The sequence below is a fragment of the Klebsiella sp. A-Nf5 genome, from assembly GCF_002810545.1.
Taxonomy (GTDB): Bacteria; Pseudomonadota; Gammaproteobacteria; order Enterobacterales; family Enterobacteriaceae; genus Klebsiella; species Klebsiella variicola.
The window spans coordinates 108,906-129,427 of sequence record NZ_PIOG01000131.1 but is presented as its reverse complement, the minus strand read 5'-3'; the positions used below and the strand labels follow the sequence as shown (position 1 = coordinate 129,427).

The following is a 20,522-nucleotide window of genomic DNA, read 5'->3' as shown; positions in this document are numbered from 1 at the left end:
CAAAGCCGGCGCGATGGTTAACGTTGCGCCAACGTCGCCAGGTCCGCAAGCAACCGCTGTGCACGTTCATCGGCCATTATGGCGTCGACCGGTAAATACCACCAGTTCGCGGCGGCGAAATCGCGACATTTCACGGCATCTTTCTCGGTCATCAGCAGCGTCTGATCGGCGGTCGCCAGGGCGGCGACATCGGACTGGCTCAACGCCTGATGGTCCGCCAGTGCCACGGTTTTGACCGGCTGGATACCGCAGCTTTCGAGGGTGGCGAAAAAGCGCGGCGGATGGCCGATGCCGGCCATCGCCACCACGTTCGTGAAGGTGGAGACATCGCGACGTTCGCCGGTGAGCAGGTTAACCGCCCTTCCGGGACGCAGTTGCATCGGGATCTCCCCCGGACGCGCCACACCGCCGTTAACGATAACCGCGCCAACGCTTTGCAAGCGCGAGGCCCGCTCGCGCATCGGCCCGGCAGGCAACCACCAGCCGTTGCCAAAGCGACGCACACCGTCGATGACGACAATTTCTCTGTCCCGCGCGAGCTTATAGTGCTGCAACCCGTCGTCGGTCACGATAATCTGCAGATCGTGCGCGCTGAGCAGCGCTTTCACCGCGTCGCTGCGCAGCGGAGAAACCGCCACCGGCGCGCCAGTGCGCTGATGAATTAACACCGGCTCATCACCCGCCTGCGCCGTACTGGTCCGGTCAGTTAATACCAGCGGGTAGCGGTCGGCTTTACCGCCGTAGCCGCGAGAGACCACCCCCACGCGAATACCGCGCTGCTGCAGTTGCTCCACCAGCCAGATCACCACCGGGGTTTTACCATTGCCGCCGGCCGTGAGATTACCGACCACCACCACCGGCACCGGCGCGCGCCAGGCTTTTTGCCACCCCAGCTGATAGCTGAGGCGAATCACCGCGCTCACCAGGCCATACAGCCAGGAGAGCGGCAGCAGCAGGCGCCACAGCGGCGATTCCCCGGACCAGATGCGCGCGATCATTCGCCGAATTGCATCTTATGCAGCTGGGCGTACACGCCTTTATGCTCCAGCAGATCGTGGTGAGTTCCGCGCTCCACAATCCGCCCGTCTTCAACCACCACGATTTCATCAGCCTGTTCAATGGTCGACAGACGGTGGGCGATAACCAGCGAGGTGCGGTTCTTTTGCAGCTCATCCAGCGCCGCCTGAATGGCACGCTCGGACTCGGTATCCAGCGCCGAGGTAGCTTCATCAAGGATCAGAATCGGGCTGTTACGCAGCAGCGCACGGGCGATAGCAATACGCTGGCGCTGACCACCGGACAGCATTACGCCATTCTCGCCGATGATAGTATCCAGACCATTGTCCATCTTGTTGATGAAATCCATGGCGTAGGCCATTCGCGCGGCCTCTTCAATCTGCTCGCGGCTGTACTCTTCGGTACGCGCATAGGCAATGTTGTTGGCGACGGTATCGTTGAACAGATGCACGTTCTGTGACACCAGCGCCACCTGGTCGCGCAGCGAGCTCAGCTTGTACTCGCGCAGGTCGTGACCATCCAGCAGGATCTGGCCGTCGTCAACATCGTAGAAGCGGGTGATCAGGCTGGCGATGGTCGATTTACCCGACCCGGAGCGCCCCACCAGCGCGACCGTTTTCCCTTCCGGGATATCGAGATTGATATTGCGCAGCGCGGCCACTTCGCGCCCCGGATAGGTGAATGTGACGTTTTCAAACTTGAGATTGCCTTTCGCCCGCTCAATGACCCGCGTACCTTCGTCTTTCTCCTGCTCGGAATCGAGGATCGCAAACAGCGTCTGGCACGCGGCCATCCCACGCTGGAACTGGGCATTGACGTTGGTCAGCGACTTCAGCGGGCGCATCAGCGCAATCATCGAGGAGAAGACCACGGTAATGGTCCCGGCGGTCAGGGTGTCCATCACGCTCGGGAAGCTGGCGGCATACAGGACAAAGGCCAGCGCCAGCGATGCGATAAGCTGAATGATCGGGTCAGAGATAGACGAGGCTGACACCATCTTCATCCCCTGCAGGCGCATTTTATTGCTGACCTTATCAAAACGTTTGGTTTCCACTTCCTGGCCACCAAACATCAGCACCTCTTTGTGCCCTTTCAGCATCTGCTCAGCGCTGGTGGTGACCTGCCCCATTGTGTTCTGCATATTCTTACTGATATTGCGAAAACGCTTGGAGACCACGCGGATTGCTACCGACACAATCGGCGCCAGTACGATCAGGATAAGCGACAGCTGCCAGCTGTAATAGAACATCATCACGAACAGGCCGATAATCGATGCCCCTTCGCGGACAACGGTGATCAGCGCGCTGGAGGAAGATGAGGCGACCTGCTCAGAATCATAGGTAATGCGCGACAGCAGCGTCCCGGTAGACTGTTTGTCAAAGAAGGACACCGGCATGCCCATCATGTGGCCGAACAGGCGACGACGCATGGTCATCACGACTTTGCCGGAAACCCAGGAGATACAATAGCTCGAGATGTAGCTGGTGATCCCACGCAGCACCATCAGCCCGATAACCACCAGCGGCATCCATAGCAGCACTGAGCGATCCGTTTTACCAAAACCATCATCCAATAACGGTTTAAGAAGCGATAACATGAAGGTGTCACTGCCCGCGTTAAGCACTAACGCCACCGCCGCGACGATTAGCCCGGTTTTAAACGGCGCGATAATCGGCCAAAGTCGGCGGAAGGTCTGCCACGTGGAGAGATCTTTATCGTTCTGCATTCAATAAACCAGCTTGTGTTGAAATAGCCGCATATTCTACCCGTTATCGGCGGGCGCGCCAAACCACTGATGATACCAACGAGGTAAAACTTGATCCCGTAAGCTGTGGATTTGCCACCCTTCTGCGGAAAAAACCACCGTTATCTGTCCCTGCTGCGGCGTGGCTAACCAGCGATACCCCTGCTGGCGGTAGCGCTGAACCACCTTGTGCGAAGGCATCCGCCATGCATTGTAGCGCGAAGCAGAAGCCAGCGCGGCCGCGCCATCTACCCGGCGGACCAGCAGCTCGCTGGACGAGGTGTTGCTACCGTGGTGCGGAACCTGGATAAGTGTAGACGTCAGATGCTGCCAGTAACGGCTGATCATCGCCTGCTCTGCCTGACGTTCTATATCGCCGGTGAGCAGGATGCTGGAGCGACCATCATCCACCTTCACCACGCAGGAGTGATTATTACCCTTTGCCGTGCTGCCCGGCAGCGGCCACAGGGCCTGGAAATTGAGTCCCTGCCATTGCCAGCGCTCGCCGCGATGACACGGCAGATGACGCGCCCAGCGTAAAGGGCTGCGCACCCACGCCTGCGGCCATGCCTGCAGCACTGAATCAAGGCCGCCGCGATGATCGAGATGTTCGTGGCTTAGCACAATGCCCTGCAGCTGCAGATGATGCCAGCGCAGCCACGGGATAATCACCTGCTGACCGCTGTCGCCCTGCGGCCATGCAGGCCCGGTATCATACAGGAGCGCCTTGCCGTGACGCTCGATCACCATCGCCAGCCCCTGCCCGACATCCAGCATCGTCACCCGCCATTCGTCTGCGGGAATTTGCCTCCAGAAGGGCCGCATCAGCAAAAGCAGTACACTCAGACACAGGGCCGGGAAATGCCGCCAGCTCTGAAAACGCCAGCCCATCACCAGCAGCCACGGCAGGCTACTGAACCAGAGCCAGCGGGCGTCAAGAGGCAGCCAGCCGTCCGGTAAATGTCGTAATCCCCAGAACAGCAGCGCCAGCACGCGATCGGCCGCCAGCCAGAGCAGCGACTCCACCATCCCCGGACCCGTGAGATGCAGCAGCATCGCGCCGAGAATAAGCGGCACCGCCAGCAGGGTCACCAGGGGTACCGCCAGCAAATTGGCGGCCATGGACGTCAGGCTAACTCCATGGAAAAGCAGGAGCTGGAGCGGCGCCAGCAGCAGCGTCACGCCAGCCTGCAAATGAACGAGGGCGAACAGTGCTTTCCACGGCCAGCGCCAGCGGCCGACAGGAAGCGGTACCCACTGAAACCAGAAGATCAGCCCCGCCACGGCGAAGGCGGATAGCCACAAGCTTTGCGACAGCACCGCCAGCGGGTCGGCAACGAGTATCGCCCCCAGACAGCAGAGCCACACCTGCCACGCCGTCCAGCGCTGCCCCGACAAGCGTAAGGCGCAGCACACGCCCAACCCTACGCAAGTCCGCAGCGCCGGCGGCTGCATGCCGGTCAGCCAGCCGTAACCGACGGCGCCGGCCAGCCCGGCCAGCAGCGGCAACCGCCAGCCGATCCAGCGGCCCGGGAGAATATACTGCACGCCGCGCAGCATGAGCACGATAAGGGAAGCTGCGAGGGCAATATGGAGACCGGAGATGGCCATCAGATGAGAGGTGCCCGTGTTCTGCATCAGGACTTTAATCGCCGTCGGCAGGGCCAGCCGCTCCCCCATCCCCAGTCCCAGCATCACCGGATGCCAGGGATAAGTCTGCAGCCGTCGGGTCAGCGACGCCAGATAGCGGGCGCGCAGGCTGCAGCGGGGATCCAGCGCGGAAGCTGCGACAATTCCCCCGCTCAGCGGCCGGTGCTGCGCCAGCGCATAACGCTGGCTGTCGAAGCCCCCATCATTGAGCTGCCCGTGTACCGGGCGCAGGCGCAGCGTCATCAGCCAGTGCTGACCCGCACAGGCGGGTGCAGGTGCAAGTTCCCCGTACAGCGTCACGCCGACCGGAGGAAACAGGTAGTGACCCGCCAGCCGCACAATCTGACCACGATGCAGGGCCTGGCCATCCGTCTCGCTGAGGATCACTTCCGCCTGCCGGGTGGCGCCGGATAGGTGCTGCGCAGGCCACAGCGCCTGATGTCCGCTCAATACTCCCCAGACCATCAGCAGAAGCGTCATCGCCACACAGGCCATGGCCGTTCCATGCAGGCGGGTCAACAGCAACGCCATGAAGCACGCGCCTGCCAAAATACGCGGACCCGGCAAGGCGGGTAACCAGAGTAGCGGCAGCATACCGATGATGGCGCATCCGGCAAGCCATGGTAGACGCATAAACACCTCCCTGTGAGCAGGCAGTGTTACGCAAAGCAACGGGGGCGTCCTGCCGCCGAATTCAGGCTTGCGCAGCGCGTTCCAGACATTCACATCTGTTGCAGTCAGGCACAGTTTTTTTGCGAAGGAGGAGGTAAATCGCGGGCACAAAAAAAGCACCCGAAGGTGCTTTTTTTATCGTCAGGCAGGTTGCACGTCGTGCAACTTACTCTTCATAAATATTGGCGCGGTCACGTAATTCTTTCCCGGGCTTAAAGTGCGGAACGTACTTACCTTCCAGTTCGACTTTATCACCAGTTTTCGGGTTACGTCCGGTGCGAGGTGCTCGATAGTGCAGAGAGAAGCTGCCGAAACCGCGGATTTCAATGCGCTCACCTTGAGCAAGCGTTGAGGCCATATGTTCCAGCATTTCTTTAACAGCATCTTCCACCGCTTTCGCCGGAATGTGAGATTGCTGGCTGGCAAGTCTTTCAATCAATTCTGACTTGGTCATTATTCCTCCGGTTTCCTTCAAGGCAAAAATTAGCTAACAGCTTAAACAAGGGCGGCCGTAGCCGCCCTTTGTGCTTGATTACAGGACGAATCCTGCAATCTGTCAAGTAAACTCGTCACTATTCAGGTTGTTATTACCTGAATGACAAAGATTACTCGCCTTTCGCTGCTTTGAACGCTTCAGCCATGGCGTTGTTGGAGAAGTTCGCGTCTTCCTGCTTGTTCACGGTAGCGATAGCGTCTTTTTCATCCGCTTCGTCTTTCGCACGTACAGACAGGCTCACTACGCGGTTCTTACGATCCACGCCGGTGAATTTCGCTTCAACTTCGTCGCCAACGCTCAGAACCAGAGTTGCGTCTTCAACGCGGTCACGGGATGCTTCAGAAGCACGCAGGTAACCTTCTACGCCGTCAGCCAGTTCTACGGTTGCGCCTTTAGCGTCAACTGCAGTCACTTTACCAACAACGATAGCGCCTTTCTTGTTCAGAGCAACGTAGTTGTTGAACGGATCTTCCGCGAGCTGTTTCACGCCCAGGGAGATACGCTCACGCTCTGCGTCAACCTGCAGAACAACTGCTGCGATTTCGTCGCCTTTCTTGTATTCACGAACTGCTTCTTCGCCTGCAACGTTCCAGGAGATGTCAGACAGGTGAACCAGGCCGTCGATGCCGCCGTCCAGGCCGATGAAGATACCGAAGTCAGTGATAGACTTGATTTTACCTTCAACACGGTCGCCCTTGTTGTGGGTTTCCGCGAACTGCTGCCATGGGTTAGATTTGCACTGCTTCAGACCCAGGGAGATACGACGACGCTCTTCGTCGATATCCAGAACCATCACTTCCACTACGTCGCCAACGTTAACAACTTTGGACGGGTGGATGTTTTTGTTGGTCCAATCCATTTCGGAAACGTGAACCAGGCCTTCAACGCCTTCTTCGATTTCAACGAAGCAGCCGTAGTCGGTCAGGTTGGTCACGCGACCGGTCAGTTTGGTACCTTCCGGATAACGTTTAGCGATAGCTACCCACGGATCTTCGCCCAGCTGTTTCAGGCCCAGGGATACACGGGTACGCTCGCGGTCGAACTTCAGCACTTTAACAGTGATTTCGTCGCCAACGTTTACGATTTCGCTCGGATGCTTAACGCGTTTCCAGGCCATATCGGTGATGTGCAGCAGGCCGTCAACGCCGCCCAGATCAACGAATGCACCGTAGTCAGTGAGGTTCTTAACGATACCTTTGACTTCCATGCCTTCCTGCAGGTTTTCCAGCAGCTGATCGCGCTCTGCGCTGTTTTCGGATTCGATAACGGCACGACGAGAAACAACAACGTTGTTACGCTTCTGGTCCAGCTTGATGACTTTGAACTCAAGCTCTTTGCCTTCCAGGTGCAGCGTGTCGCGCACCGGACGAACGTCTACCAGGGAACCCGGCAGGAACGCACGAATACCGTTCAGCTCAACAGTGAAGCCACCTTTAACTTTGCCGTTGATAACACCGGTAACAGTTTCAGCGTCTTCGTAAGCTTTTTCCAGCGTGATCCAAGCTTCGTGACGTTTAGCTTTCTCACGGGACAGCAGAGTTTCACCGAAGCCGTCTTCTACTGCATCCAGAGCAACGTCAACTTCGTCACCAACCTGGATTTCCAGCTCGCCCTGGGCGTTTTTGAACTGCTCAGCCGGGATGGCGGACTCAGATTTCAGACCGGCGTCAACCAGTACTACGTCTTTGTCGATAGCAACAACAACACCACGAACGATGGAACCCGGGCGGGTTTCGATTTCTTTTAAGGATTCTTCAAACAGTTGAGCAAAAGATTCAGTCATGTTTAATCTTCAGGTTAATATTAACGTCCACCTGGCTCCGTGCCGGATGGGGTTGTTTCACATACCCGCTGACCATCCATTGCCGCGGGGTACTGCTATAATTCGGAGGCTTCGGCGCGTTACCGACTAAGGCTTACGCAACGGCCAATTTTTCGCGCGCATATTGTAGCGCTTTTTCAATCACTTGCTCAATGTTTAGTTCTGTTGAATCGAGAACTAATGCATCGGCAGCCGGGACAAGCGGCGCCACGGCACGATTTCGGTCGCGATCGTCACGCTCTTTTATCTCGGACAAAAGACGTTCAAAGTTAACATCAAAGCCCTTTTCCTGCAACTGCCGCATACGGCGATGCGCCCGTTCATCGGCAGAGGCATCAAGGAAAATTTTGACCGGTGCGTCCGGGAAAACCACCGTGCCCATATCGCGCCCGTCGGCGATGAGCCCGGGCAGTTCACGGAAAGCACGCTGGCGGCGCAGCAGCGCTTCGCGAACGCGTGGGAAAGCGGCCACTTTCGAGGCGGCATTGGCGACCTCCTGAGTGCGAATTTCGCCGCTGACATCTTCCCCTTCCAGCACCACTTCCAGGGTGCCGTCAGTAGAAATAAAGCGCACGTCAAGATGGGCCGCCAGGGGCACCAGCGCCTCTTCGGACTCTACGTCAACATGATGATGCAGCGCCGCCAGCGCCAGAACGCGGTAGATCGCGCCTGAATCTAACAGATGCCAGCCCAGCGCTTCCGCCATTGCCTTGCACAACGTACCTTTACCCGCACCGCCAGGCCCATCAATGGTGATTACCGGAATATTCGCCGTCATCTTTTTCTCCTTCAGCAAGGCGCATGGAATATAAACGCCGCGCATTATACGCATCAATACGCCGGAAAGTGAGCATTGCTTGTAAATTACGGACTACAGGAAATGAAAAGCAGAAGTTTTGCGCAATTATAGCGGGCTGACAGGACATCAGCCCGCGGGATGACAAAGTTTTACTCAGGCGAGGGTACTGATCCGCGCCAATTGCTCAAAATAGTCCGGGAACGTTTTGGCCGTACATTTGGGATCAAGGATGGTCACCGGCGTATCAGACAGCGCCACCAGCGAGAAGCACATCGCCATCCGGTGGTCGTTATAGGTGCCGATTTCAGCATACTTCAACTTCGCCGGCGGGGTGATGCGAATATAATCTTCCCCCTCTTCCACCTCGGCGCCCACTTTACGCAACTCGGTCGCCATGGCGAACAGACGGTCCGTCTCTTTGACACGCCAGTTGTAGATATTACGCAGCGTAGTGGTCCCTTGCGCGAACAGCGCGGCGGTGGCGATGGTCATCGCCGCGTCCGGGATATGGTTCATATCCATATCGATAGCCTTGAGCTCGCCGTGGGTGCAGGCGATGAAATCGTCGCCCCAGGTCACGGTGGCGCCCATTTTTTCCAGTACGTCGGCGAAACGAATATCGCCCTGTACGCTGCCGCGGCCGATACCGGTGACTTTTACCGTGCCGCCCTTAATGGCGCCAGCGGCGAGGAAATACGAGGCCGAGGAAGCATCGCCTTCCACCAGGTAATCCCCTGGTGACTGATACTGTTGCTTGCCGCGCACCACAAAACGCTGATAAGACTGATTGTCCACCTCAACGCCGAAGGTTTTCATCAGGTGCAGTGTAATGTCGATGTAGGGTTTCGACACCAGATCGCCCTTAATGGCGATCACGGTATCCTGCGGTGCCAGCGGCGCGGTCATCAGCAGCGCGGTCAGGAACTGACTGGAGACGCTGCCGTCAACCTCGACATTGCCCCCCTGAAAACCGCCGCGCAGGCGCAGCGGTGGATAATTTTCCTGCTCAAGATAGTCGATCTGAGCTCCGCCCTGACGCAGGGCATCCACCAGATGGCCGATCGGGCGCTCTTTCATCCGCGGCTCGCCGGTCAGCACAATATCGTTGCTGCCAAGGCACAGGGCCGCAGCCAGTGGGCGCATCGCGGTACCGGCGTTGCCGAGGAACAGTTCCAGCGCCGCAGTAGAGCGCAGCGGACCACCGTTGCCAGTCACTTCGCAGCGGGTGCGGTCAGCAGACAGGGTGTAATGAACTCCCAGCGCACTCAGGGCATTCAGCATATGGCGCACATCGTCGCTGTCCAGCAGGTTGGTCAGCACCGTCGTGCCGCGGGCCAGGGCGGCCAGCAGCAGCGCGCGGTTGGAGACGCTTTTCGAACCTGGCAGGTTCACGGTGCCCTCTACGCGAGCGATGGGTTGTAACGTCAGGGATTCCATCAAACTTCACTCTCAAACAAACAGAATAAAAACCCCGCAGACTGGCCGCGGGGAGGAAGAAAGAAACAGGCGATTAACCGTGGCGGCGTTCGAAGTCCAGCATAAAGTCGGTTAACGCCTTCACGCCGTCCAGCGGCATCGCGTTGTAGATGGAGGCACGCATGCCGCCCACCACGCGGTGGCCCTTCAGCGCGTGCAACCCGGCGGCAAACGACTCTTCGAGGAACAGTTTGTCCAGCGCGCTGTCCGCCAGCTGGAACGGCACGTTCATGCGTGAACGGTTGGCTTGCGCCACATCGTTACGGTAGAACCCGCTGTTATCGATCACGCCATACAGCAGTTCGGCTTTCTGCTGGTTGATTTTATCCATCGCAGCGACGCCGCCCTGCTGTTTCAGCCACTTAAACACCAGACCAGCCAGATACCAGGCGAACGTCGGCGGCGTGTTAAACATTGAGTCGTTCTCGCTTAACACGGTGTAGTCGAGGATCGACGGACAGGCCACGCTGGCTTTGCCCAGCAGGTCTTCACGCACGATGACCAGCGTCAGCCCTGCCGGGCCAATATTTTTCTGCGCGCCGGCATAAATCACACCGTAGCGGTTGACGTCAATTTCACGGGACAGAATGGTGGAGGAGAAATCGGCCGCGACGATGACGTCGTCGCCAAAGTTCGGCGTATCATCAATCGCGATACCGTCAATGGTTTCGTTTGGGCAGTAATGCAGATAGGCCGCGCCCGGCGTCAGCTGCCACTCGCTCATCGGCGTAACAGCCCGCTTGCCATCGACGGTGATTTTCGCGTCGATAACGTTCGGCTTGCAGTATTTCTTCGCCTCTTTGACCGCGCTGGCTGCCCAGTAGCCGGCGTCCACATAGTCAGCGACGTTTTTATCGCCGAGGATGTTCAGCGGGATCCCCGCGAACTGGCCGCGGCCGCCGCCGTGGCAGAACAAAACTTTATAGTTGGAAGGGATATTCAGCAGGGAGCGGAAGTCCTGTTCTGCCTCTTCTGCCACCTGGATAAACTCCTTACCACGGTGACTGATCTCCATGACCGACGTACCCAGACCGTGCCAGTCGCACAGTTCTTGCTGAGCCAGTTTGAGTACTTCCGCCGGCAGCATTGCCGGGCCCGAACTAAAGTTATAGACCTGAGCCATTTCCCCTCACCACGTTGCTATGTTGTTTTGCCAGCGAACCGCCGCGGGCATAAGTTATTCCTGTGGCTATCGGTTTTATCATTCAGTGACACGGTCCGCAATGGCTAAAACTCGCCAACGGTAAAACGCGGCCTCCGTCACACAACAGAATCTATCGGCTTGACGTAATAAAACCGACATATTTGCTGTCAGGTGAGCCGTTTCGCCCGGCTGGCCTTCGACCATTCTGCATTTGCGCAGCGCGGACATATTCGCTTTTCTCCCGCCTGCATCGCCATTACGATGCTGCAGCGTACGCAGGCATAGATCCCCTCCTGCGGAATGGTGGTGTAACGCGCGGTACAGTGTGTTGGCAGGATAGACAACCCCGCTCTGACCTCTTCATCGGGATAATAAAACACGCTGATCTGCCCGTTGGTTTCGAGGATCGCCAGCCGGACCTGGCCAAGCTGCTCGACGCTGTTGACCCGCAGCTCCATGAAAAATTCGAATTCGGTCATGTTTTCCGCATGCAGCTTCTCCCATGCCAGCTGCCCCTCCTCGACCACCACAATAGGTTTGCCTTCCAGCAGATCCTCCAGCTTTTCGCTGTGCCCCATCAGCCACATGATACCGCGATACAACAGCGCCAGGGTGATGAAGACCACCAACACCGGCAGTAGCGGTACATCGTCATAAAACGCCACGTCCCCTGCCGCCGAGCCGAGGGTCAGAATTATCAACACCTCAAATAGTGACATCTGCCGCACGCCGCGCCGTCCGGTGATTTTGAGGAAAATAAAGACCAGAACGAAGGTGTAGAGGCAACGCAGCGCCACCTCGGCAAGAAACTCCACCGGCACTTTATCGAGCGCCATCCGCTGCCAGTCAAAGGCTTTCATCTATCATCTCCCTGTGGGTCATAAGTTGCCTCTAAGCATAGCCAGATGATGGAGATAGCACCTGTCAGATAAAAGCCGTATCATTGCGCGCTTTCCGTACGACAAAAGTGATCGCCATGACCCAAACGTTTATTCCCGGCAAAGATGCCGCCCTGGAAGATTCCATCGCTCGCTTCCAGCAGAAATTGCTCGACCTCGGATTTGATATCGAAGAGGCCTCGTGGCTGAACCCGGTGCCGCACGTGTGGTCCGTTCACATTCGCGATAAAGAATGCGCGCTGTGCTTTACCAATGGTAAAGGCGCCACCAAAAAGGCAGCCCTGGCCTCCGCGCTGGGCGAATATTTCGAACGTCTGTCCACCAACTATTTCTTCGCCGACTTCTGGTTAGGCGACACCATCGCTAACGGCCCATTTGTTCATTACCCGAACGAAAAATGGTTCCCACTGACCGAAGACGATGAAGTACCGGAAGGTCTGCTGGATGCCCGCCTGCGCGCGTTCTACGATCCTGACGATCAACTGACCGCCGGTATGCTGGTGGATCTGCAGTCGGGGAACGATGAGCGCGGCGTGTGCGGCCTGCCCTTTACCCGCCAGTCCGACGGCGAAACCGTCTATATTCCGATGAATATCGTTGGTAACTTGTACGTATCCAACGGTATGTCAGCGGGTAACACCCCGAATGAAGCGCGCGTGCAGGGTTTGTCCGAAGTCTTTGAGCGTCACATCAAAAACCGCATCATCGCAGAGAGCATCAGCCTGCCGGAGATCCCGGCGGAAGTCATGGCGCGCTATCCTGGCGTCGTGGAGTCGATCGCTAAACTTGAAGCCGAAGGTTTCCCGATTTTTGCCTACGATGGATCACTGGGCGGCAAATACCCGGTTATCTGCGTCGTGCTGTTTAACCCGGCTAACGGCACCTGCTTCGCCTCCTTTGGCGCCCACCCGGACTTCGGCGTGGCGCTGGAGCGTACCGTCACAGAACTGCTGCAGGGCCGCAGCCTGAAAGACCTCGACGTCTTTACACCGCCGACCTTTGATGACGAAGAAGTCGCCGAGCACGCTAACCTCGAAACCCACTTCATCGACTCCAGCGGTCTGATCTCCTGGGATATGTTCAAGCAGGATGCCGACTATCCGTTCGTTGACTGGAGTTTCTCCGGTACCACCGAAGAAGAGTTCGCCACCCTGATGGCCATCTTCAAGGCCGAAGATAAAGAAGTGTACATTGCCGACTACGAGCATCTGGGCGTTTACGCCTGCCGTATCATCGTTCCGGGAATGTCGGATATTTATCCGGCAGAAGACCTGTGGCTGGCAAACAACAGCATGGGCGCCCATCTGCGGGACACCATTCTGTCTCTGCCGGGCAGCGAGTGGGAAAAAGAAGATTATCTGGCGCTCATCGAACAAATGGATGACGAAGGCCTGGATGATTTCACCCGCGTTCGCGAACTGCTGGGCCTTGCCACCGGGAAAGACAACGGCTGGTATACCCTGCGCATCGGCGAGCTGAAAGCGATGCTGGCCCTGGCTGGCGGCGATCTGGAACAGGCGCTGATCTGGACCGAATGGACCATGGAATTCAATGCCTCTATCTTCAGCCCTGAGCGCGCAAACTACTATCGTTGCCTGCAGACCCTGCTGCTGCTGAGCCAGGAAGAGGATCGTCAGCCGCTACAGTATCTGAACGCCTTCCTCCGTATGTACGGCACTGATGCGGTCGAGGCCGCCAGCGCTGCGCTGAGCGGGGAAGCCCCGTTCTATGGCCTTCAGGCTGTCGACAGCGATCTGCAAGCCTTCCCGGCTCATCAGTCGCTGCTGAAAGCGTATGAAAAGCTGCAGCGGGCGAAAGCGGCATTCTGGGCAAAATAAGCCCTCATTGCGCCAACATGCTTGCCAACAACGGAGCCCGATGCGGCTCCGTTATTTAAACCTGGCGAGGTATCCACTATAGTTTGTAGTTGCAAAGTTAATTAATAGTAAATATCGAACTTATATCATTTACCAATTGTTAATTTTAAATAAAATACTCCATTTTAATTAACTCAAAAACTGGGGCGAAAACGAAAAAATTCAACATAAGTTATAAATTTTAAAATTTATTTTCCATAAAAAATTCAAATAGTTAAACATCAAATAGACAAAAACCACACACTAAAAAGGCATATAGTTCCGGTGAGATATGATCTATATCAATTTCCCTTCTATAATGCTTTGTTAGTATCTCACCGCCAACTTATATAAAGAGAGAGTTAGTGTGAAAGCTGACAACCCTTTTGATCTTTTGCTCCCTGCCGCGATGGCGAAAGTCGCCGAAGAAGCAGGTGTCTATAAAGCAACGAAGCATCCGATGAAGACCTTTTATCTGGCGATCACCGCTGGCGTTTTCATCTCCATCGCTTTCGTATTCTATATCACCGCGACCACCGGCACTGCCGCGATGCCTTTTGGGATTGCCAAGCTTATCGGTGGGGTCTGTTTTTCCCTGGGTCTGATTCTGTGCATCATCTGCGGCGCTGACCTCTTTACCTCTACCGTATTGATCGTGGTGGCGAAAGCCAGCGGTCGAATTACATGGGGGCAACTGGCAAAAAACTGGCTCAACGTCTATTTTGGTAACCTGGTGGGCGCACTGCTGTTTGTGCTGCTGATGTGGTTATCAGGCGAATATATGACTGCCAACGGCGGTTGGGGGCTAAACGTCCTGCAGACCGCTGACCACAAAATGCACCATACTTTTGTGGAGGCCGTGAGCCTGGGTATCCTCGCTAACCTGATGGTTTGTCTCGCCGTATGGATGAGCTATTCCGGTCGTAGCCTGATGGATAAAGCGATGATCATGGTCCTGCCGGTAGCGATGTTCGTTGCCAGCGGCTTTGAGCACAGCATCGCCAACATGTTTATGATCCCAATGGGTATCGTAATCCGCAATTTTGCGAGCCCGGAATTCTGGACCGCGGTCGGTTCAACTCCGGAAAGTTTCTCACACTTGACCGTTATGAACTTCATCACTGATAACCTGATTCCGGTGACTATCGGGAACATTATCGGCGGAGGTCTGCTGGTCGGGTTGACATACTGGGTCATTTACCTGCGTGGCAACGACCATCACTAAGGGTTGTTTCAGGCAGTAAATAAAAAATCCACTTAAGAAGGTAGGTGTTACATGTCCGAGCTTAATGAAAAGTTAGCCACAGCCTGGGAAGGTTTTGCGAAAGGTGACTGGCAGAATGAAGTCAACGTCCGTGACTTCATTCAGAAAAACTACACCCCATATGAAGGCGACGAATCCTTCCTGGCTGGCGCAACTGAAGCGACCACCAAGCTGTGGGACAGCGTAATGGAAGGTGTAAAACAGGAAAACCGCACTCACGCGCCTGTTGATTTTGACACTGCCCTGGCTTCCACCATCACCTCTCACGACGCAGGCTATATCGAGAAAGGTCTGGAAAAAATCGTTGGTCTGCAGACCGAAGCGCCGCTGAAACGTGCAATCATCCCGTTCGGTGGTATCAAAATGGTTGAAGGTTCCTGCAAAGCGTACAATCGCGAGCTGGACCCGATGCTGAAAAAAATCTTCACCGAGTACCGTAAAACCCACAACCAGGGCGTATTTGATGTTTACACCAAAGACATCCTGAACTGCCGTAAATCCGGCGTGCTGACCGGTCTGCCGGATGCTTATGGCCGTGGCCGTATCATCGGTGACTATCGTCGCGTTGCGCTGTACGGTATCGACTTCCTGATGAAAGACAAATACGCTCAGTTCCAGTCTCTGCAAGCGAAACTGGAAAGCGGCGAAGATCTGGAAGCAACTATCCGTCTGCGTGAAGAAATCGCTGAACAGCATCGCGCTCTGGGTCAGATCAAAGAAATGGCAGCGAAATACGGCTGCGATATCTCTGCTCCGGCAAAAACTGCTCAGGAAGCAATCCAGTGGACCTACTTCGGTTACCTGGCTGCCGTTAAATCTCAGAACGGCGCGGCAATGTCCTTCGGTCGTACCTCCAGCTTCCTGGATATCTACATCGAACGTGACCTGAAAGCGGGTAAAATCACCGAGCAAGACGCGCAGGAAATGGTTGACCACCTGGTCATGAAACTGCGTATGGTTCGCTTCCTGCGTACCCCGGAATATGATGAACTGTTCTCCGGTGACCCGATTTGGGCAACGGAATCCATCGGTGGTATGGGCGTTGACGGTCGTACTCTGGTGACCAAAAACAGCTTCCGCTTCCTGAACACCCTGTACACCATGGGGCCGTCTCCGGAGCCGAACATCACTATCCTGTGGTCTGAAAAACTGCCGCTGAGCTTCAAGAAATTCGCTGCTAAAGTGTCTATCGATACCTCTTCTCTGCAGTACGAGAACGATGACCTGATGCGTCCGGACTTCAACAACGACGACTACGCTATCGCATGCTGCGTAAGCCCGATGGTTGTTGGTAAGCAAATGCAGTTCTTCGGCGCTCGTGCCAACCTCGCGAAAACCATGCTGTACGCTATCAACGGCGGCGTGGATGAAAAACTGAAAATGCAGGTGGGTCCGAAATCTGAACCGATCAAAGGCGACGTCCTGAAATTCGACGAAGTCATGGATCGCATGGATCACTTCATGGACTGGCTGGCTAAACAGTACGTCACCGCGCTGAACATCATCCACTACATGCACGACAAGTACAGCTACGAAGCCTCTCTGATGGCGCTGCACGACCGTGACGTTATCCGCACCATGGCGTGTGGTATCGCTGGTCTGTCCGTTGCTGCTGACTCCCTGTCTGCTATCAAATATGCGAAAGTTAAACCGATTCGTGACGAAGACGGTCTGGCTATCGACTTCGAAATCGAAGGCGAATACCCGCAGTTTGGTAACAACGATGCTCGCGTCGATGATATGGCCGTTGACCTGGTTGAACGTTTCATGAAGAAAATTCAGAAACTGCACACCTACCGCAACGCTATCCCGACTCAGTCTGTTCTGACCATCACCTCTAACGTGGTATATGGTAAGAAAACCGGTAACACCCCAGACGGTCGTCGCGCTGGCGCGCCGTTCGGACCAGGTGCTAACCCGATGCACGGTCGTGACCAGAAAGGTGCTGTTGCCTCTCTGACCTCCGTAGCTAAACTGCCGTTTGCTTACGCGAAAGATGGTATCTCTTACACCTTCTCTATCGTGCCGAACGCACTGGGTAAAGATGACGAAGTTCGTAAGACCAACCTGGCGGGCCTGATGGATGGTTACTTCCATCACGAAGCGTCCATCGAAGGTGGTCAGCACCTGAACGTGAACGTCATGAACCGCGAAATGCTGCTCGACGCGATGGAAAACCCGGAAAAATATCCGCAGCTGACCATCCGCGTATCTGGCTACGCCGTACGTTTTAACTCCCTGACGAAAGAACAGCAGCAGGATGTTATTACCCGTACCTTCACTCAGACCATGTAATTCCCAGTCTGACTGAAAAAGCGTACAATAAAGGCCCCACGTCAGTGGGGCCTTTTTAACAAGTGCTTCCCCGCCCCAGCCTGCTTTGCCAGTTATCTATACTTTGGGTACCTGTCAAAACAGACTCGACACAGCCGCTGAGCTGTGCACCAACACGGCCCCGGATGGGCCACATCTGGAGAAAACACCGCAATGTCAGTTATTGGTCGCATCCACTCCTTTGAATCCTGTGGCACCGTTGATGGCCCGGGCATCCGCTTTATTACCTTTTTCCAGGGCTGCCTGATGCGCTGCCTGTACTGCCATAACCGTGACACCTGGGATACCCACGGCGGCAAAGAAATCACTGTTGAAGAGTTAATGAAAGAGGTAGTGACCTATCGTCACTTTATGAATGCCTCAGGCGGCGGCGTCACGGCGTCGGGCGGCGAAGCGATCCTGCAGGCGGAGTTTGTTCGCGACTGGTTCCGCGCCTGTAAGAAGGAAGGTATTCATACCTGCCTCGATACCAACGGCTTTGTCCGTCGCTACGATCCGGTTATCGACGATCTGCTGGAGGTGACTGACCTGGTCATGCTGGATCTCAAACAGATGAACGATGAAATTCACCAGAACCTGGTCGGCGTGTCCAACCACCGCACCCTCGAGTTTGCCCAGTACCTGGCGAAAAAGAATATCAATGTCTGGATCCGCTATGTGGTGGTTCCGGGTTGGTCAGACGATGATGACTCCGCACACCGCCTGGGCGAATTTACCCGCGATATGGGCAACGTCGAGAAAATTGAGCTGCTGCCCTACCATGAGCTGGGCAAACACAAATGGGTAGCGATGGGTGAAGAATACAAACTGGACGGTGTCCACCCGCCGAAGAAAGAGACCATGGAGCGGGTGAAAGGCATTCTTGAGCAGTATGGTCACAAGGTGATGTACTAATAGCCTCATCAGGGTCGGTGGTGCGCTTACGCCGGCCCGAAGCGACACGGGAAATCGTTCCAGCCCCGCCGTTGATCCTCATGAAAAGCGCAATGCCGTCTCTCTGCAGTGGAAAACACGATCGATTGAAGCAGATGACGCGCAGCCTTCGCTGCACGTCACAATGGTTATGCGTGCGCCACCGGCGTCGGATGATGCCCGGCTTTACGCAGCAGGGTCAGCAGATAGATAAACGACACGCTGGCGATCATGATAAACAGCAAGTTGTCTGAGAAGTTCTGCATCAGCATCGCCGTCAGGGTCGGGCCCAGCAGGCTGCCGATGGTATAGCTCATCAGCAGCGCCTGATTCATCGCCACCAGCTGATGGTGCTCCACTTTTTCACAGGCCCAGGCCATTGCCACCGGATACAGCGTGAAACCGGATGCCCCAAGCACAAACAGCGCCGGGGCCATTGCCGCCTGACTCAGCATCGCCAGACAGCCGATGATCACCACAAAGACCTGCACCCGCAGCACCAGCAGGCGGCCATAACGATCAGCCAGGCGCCCTACCGGCCACTGCCCCAGGATGCCCGCGCTAACCATCACCGCCATCCAGAAACCAATGCCGGAGTCGCTGACGCCCTGATGGTTCAGCCATAGCGGCATCAGGCCGTACAGCGAGCCGAGGACAATCCCCGAGATAATGCAGCCATTGACACCGTGGCGCGCCTGGCGCAGCTTCAGCATCGGCCAGATACGTACTGTTTCATGCGGCTCTTCAGCCTGTCCCATAATACGGGTAAACAGCAGCGGCAGGATCCCCGCCAGCGCCAGCCCTGTCACCCACGGCAGGACGCTCATTAAATCGGTGGGTAATTTACTGACCATCAGCTGGCCCAGTACGGTACCGACATAATAGACCATCATGTACGCCGCCAGCAAACGGCCGCGGCTGCGGGAAGTCCCGCTGCAGACCAGCGCGCTTTCCACCACCACCCAAATCATCGCGCAGCCTACGCCGGCGATAAAACGCCAGCTCAGCCACGTCCAGAAGCCAACGGTGATCCCCAGCCCTACGCAGCCGACGGCGAAAATTAACGACGCGAGATAATAGCTGCGGTTAAAGCCAAGGCGCTTAATCACCCAACCGGCCAGTAGCGTACCGGCCAGGTTGCCGGTAAAATAAGATGACCCCACCATGCCGACCTGCCAGGTTGGCATATTTTCATGGGCGAGCCAGAGCGGGACGAGCGTATTCAGCACCGCTATCGCCAGGGTCAGTAAAAGCAGGCCACAGAGCAGCATTTGCACTGGCCGGGTATAGATGGTCATGGGTAAAAACCGTGAGGAATGTTCAGATCGCGAGCGCATCATGCCACCGCTAAAAACAATGTCAATCCACCTGAAATCAGGCGTGACGCGGTTTTGCAGGCTACGATAGAAGTTTTTTATCCACAGAATGGGTAAAGGTGAGGCAACAGATAATACGCTGTTGTTTTTCTTAATTTATTAGTAAATGTCGATGTTAATTTCAGTTGAAAAATTTCATCTATCGACAGCACGTTTTCATCATGCCGGCGGTCGCACGCCGGCATGATGACGCGGATTAACTGGCGACGGCCATTCCCACGGTCATATGCAGACCATAGAATACGCCGCGGCCAATCATCTCTCCCGCCAGCACCAGAACAAACGCCAGGCTGAGCAGAGAGACCGCCGGCTTGCGGCCGCGGATCTGCGGCACACACCAGCAGGCCAGGGCCAGCGCCAGCAGCACCACCCGCCAGGCCATAAGCACCCCGTAATCCGGCACCAGGGCCGAGGCCTGCTGGATTGAACTGCGGATAGTAGTGAGTTCACTCCCCTGCATCAGGATCACGACAATACTCACCAGCAGTGCCAGCAAAGAGACCACCGGCAGCAGGCGCAGCGCCCAACCGTCAACGCCTGCCACGCGCAGCAACAGATATCCCAGCAGCGGACCACCGATAAACAGCGTCAGAAAGAAGCTCAGCGGTGTCCAGACGGTATACCAGGTCGGCACCGTGTCGATGGTGTTGTACACCCGCACCATCATCCAGACGAAGATCACGCCCAACACCATGGTGACTATCAGCCACAGGCTACGCAGGCTGGCAGGCAGCTTTTTGCACACGGCCAGCAGCCAGCCAATTCCGCCGACGGCGAAGAAGATCGCCCCGCTGGCTATCTCATTACTCAGCGACGAGGTCCCCACGCGATTCAGCGAATTAAAGGCCCGTAGCGGTGAGCCAAGGTGCATCGTCGAGGCAATAAAACCGATCCCCATCAATACCCACAGGCCAAACATGCTCCCCACCACGCGCCGCTCCTGCTCACGGGAGAGATTGCCCGTCATCAACGCCAGCGCCATGACGATAAACCCGCCTGCGACGCACTGGCCGAAGACCGTAAAGATCATCAGCGGCCATTCATGCCATCCGTTTCCCATC

Annotated in this window: 15 protein-coding genes; 4 read left to right on the top strand and 11 right to left on the bottom strand. The window is 56.1% G+C overall.

The features are described from left to right. Positions 1 to 17 precede the first annotated feature (17 nt). The 9 genes from lpxK to CWM53_RS13185 form a co-directional block, all read right to left on the bottom strand. Positions 18 to 998 carry a tetraacyldisaccharide 4'-kinase gene (gene lpxK / locus CWM53_RS13225; RefSeq protein WP_100729790.1) on the bottom strand — a complete coding sequence of 327 codons (981 nt, stop codon included), beginning with the start codon at positions 996 to 998 and terminating at the stop codon, positions 18 to 20. After that, positions 995 to 2,743 (bottom strand): lipid A ABC transporter ATP-binding protein/permease MsbA, encoded by a 1,749-nt coding sequence (gene msbA, locus CWM53_RS13220; RefSeq protein ID WP_061155178.1) that lies wholly within the window; start codon positions 2,741 to 2,743, stop codon positions 995 to 997. Before msbA ends, lpxK begins: the two co-directional genes overlap by 4 nt. Positions 2,744 to 2,779: 36 nt before the next feature. Then, positions 2,780 to 5,044: a ComEC family protein gene (locus CWM53_RS13215; protein ID WP_074386417.1), complete on the bottom strand. Its 2,265-nt coding sequence runs from the start codon at positions 5,042 to 5,044 to the stop codon at positions 2,780 to 2,782. 205 nt (positions 5,045 to 5,249) lie between these two features. After that, positions 5,250 to 5,537 (bottom strand): integration host factor subunit beta, encoded by a 288-nt coding sequence (gene ihfB, locus CWM53_RS13210; protein WP_004100704.1) that lies wholly within the window; start codon positions 5,535 to 5,537, stop codon positions 5,250 to 5,252. A 151-nt stretch (positions 5,538 to 5,688) separates the two neighbouring features. After that, complete coding sequence (gene rpsA / locus CWM53_RS13205; protein WP_061155180.1) at positions 5,689 to 7,362, bottom strand: 30S ribosomal protein S1; 1,674 nt, start codon at positions 7,360 to 7,362, stop codon at positions 5,689 to 5,691. Between the two features lie 133 nt (positions 7,363 to 7,495). Beyond that, a complete protein-coding gene (gene cmk / locus CWM53_RS13200; protein ID WP_012542319.1) occupies positions 7,496 to 8,179 on the bottom strand; it encodes a (d)CMP kinase in 684 nt (227 codons plus the stop codon). A 174-nt stretch (positions 8,180 to 8,353) separates the two neighbouring features. Then, the gene (aroA, locus tag CWM53_RS13195; RefSeq protein WP_074386418.1) at positions 8,354 to 9,637 is read right to left on the bottom strand and encodes a 3-phosphoshikimate 1-carboxyvinyltransferase; all 1,284 of its coding nucleotides are present in this window, start codon (positions 9,635 to 9,637) and stop codon (positions 8,354 to 8,356) included. Positions 9,638 to 9,710: 73 nt separating this feature from the next. Then, entirely contained in the window at positions 9,711 to 10,799 is a 1,089-nt protein-coding gene (serC, locus tag CWM53_RS13190; protein WP_074386419.1) for a 3-phosphoserine/phosphohydroxythreonine transaminase, read from the bottom strand. Positions 10,800 to 10,987: 188 nt separating this feature from the next. Further along, positions 10,988 to 11,680 (bottom strand): DUF421 domain-containing protein, encoded by a 693-nt coding sequence (locus tag CWM53_RS13185; RefSeq protein ID WP_061155183.1) that lies wholly within the window; start codon positions 11,678 to 11,680, stop codon positions 10,988 to 10,990. 116 nt (positions 11,681 to 11,796) lie between these two features. Between CWM53_RS13185 and ycaO the strand changes: the two genes are divergently transcribed. From ycaO to pflA, 4 genes are all read left to right on the top strand, one after another. After that, the gene (gene ycaO / locus CWM53_RS13180; protein ID WP_061156392.1) at positions 11,797 to 13,557 is read left to right on the top strand and encodes a 30S ribosomal protein S12 methylthiotransferase accessory factor YcaO; all 1,761 of its coding nucleotides are present in this window, start codon (positions 11,797 to 11,799) and stop codon (positions 13,555 to 13,557) included. A gap of 385 nt (positions 13,558 to 13,942) precedes the next feature. Beyond that, the gene (gene focA, locus CWM53_RS13175; RefSeq protein WP_061155184.1) at positions 13,943 to 14,800 is read left to right on the top strand and encodes a formate transporter FocA; all 858 of its coding nucleotides are present in this window, start codon (positions 13,943 to 13,945) and stop codon (positions 14,798 to 14,800) included. A gap of 51 nt (positions 14,801 to 14,851) precedes the next feature. Then, complete coding sequence (gene pflB / locus CWM53_RS13170) at positions 14,852 to 17,134, top strand: formate C-acetyltransferase (RefSeq protein ID WP_061155185.1); 2,283 nt, start codon at positions 14,852 to 14,854, stop codon at positions 17,132 to 17,134. Between the two features lie 192 nt (positions 17,135 to 17,326). After that, complete coding sequence (gene pflA / locus CWM53_RS13165) at positions 17,327 to 18,067, top strand: pyruvate formate lyase 1-activating protein (protein WP_100729791.1); 741 nt, start codon at positions 17,327 to 17,329, stop codon at positions 18,065 to 18,067. A 167-nt stretch (positions 18,068 to 18,234) separates the two neighbouring features. Here pflA and CWM53_RS13160 read toward each other — a convergent pair whose 3' ends face one another. Then, positions 18,235 to 19,383, bottom strand: coding sequence for an MFS transporter (locus CWM53_RS13160; protein ID WP_100676007.1), 1,149 nt, complete (start codon positions 19,381 to 19,383; stop codon positions 18,235 to 18,237). 274 nt (positions 19,384 to 19,657) lie between these two features. After that, on the bottom strand, positions 19,658 to 20,521 hold the full coding sequence (locus CWM53_RS13150; RefSeq protein WP_074386421.1) for a dimethyl sulfoxide reductase anchor subunit family protein: 864 nt from the start codon (positions 20,519 to 20,521) through the stop codon (positions 19,658 to 19,660). Between the last annotated feature and the right edge of the window lies 1 nt (position 20,522).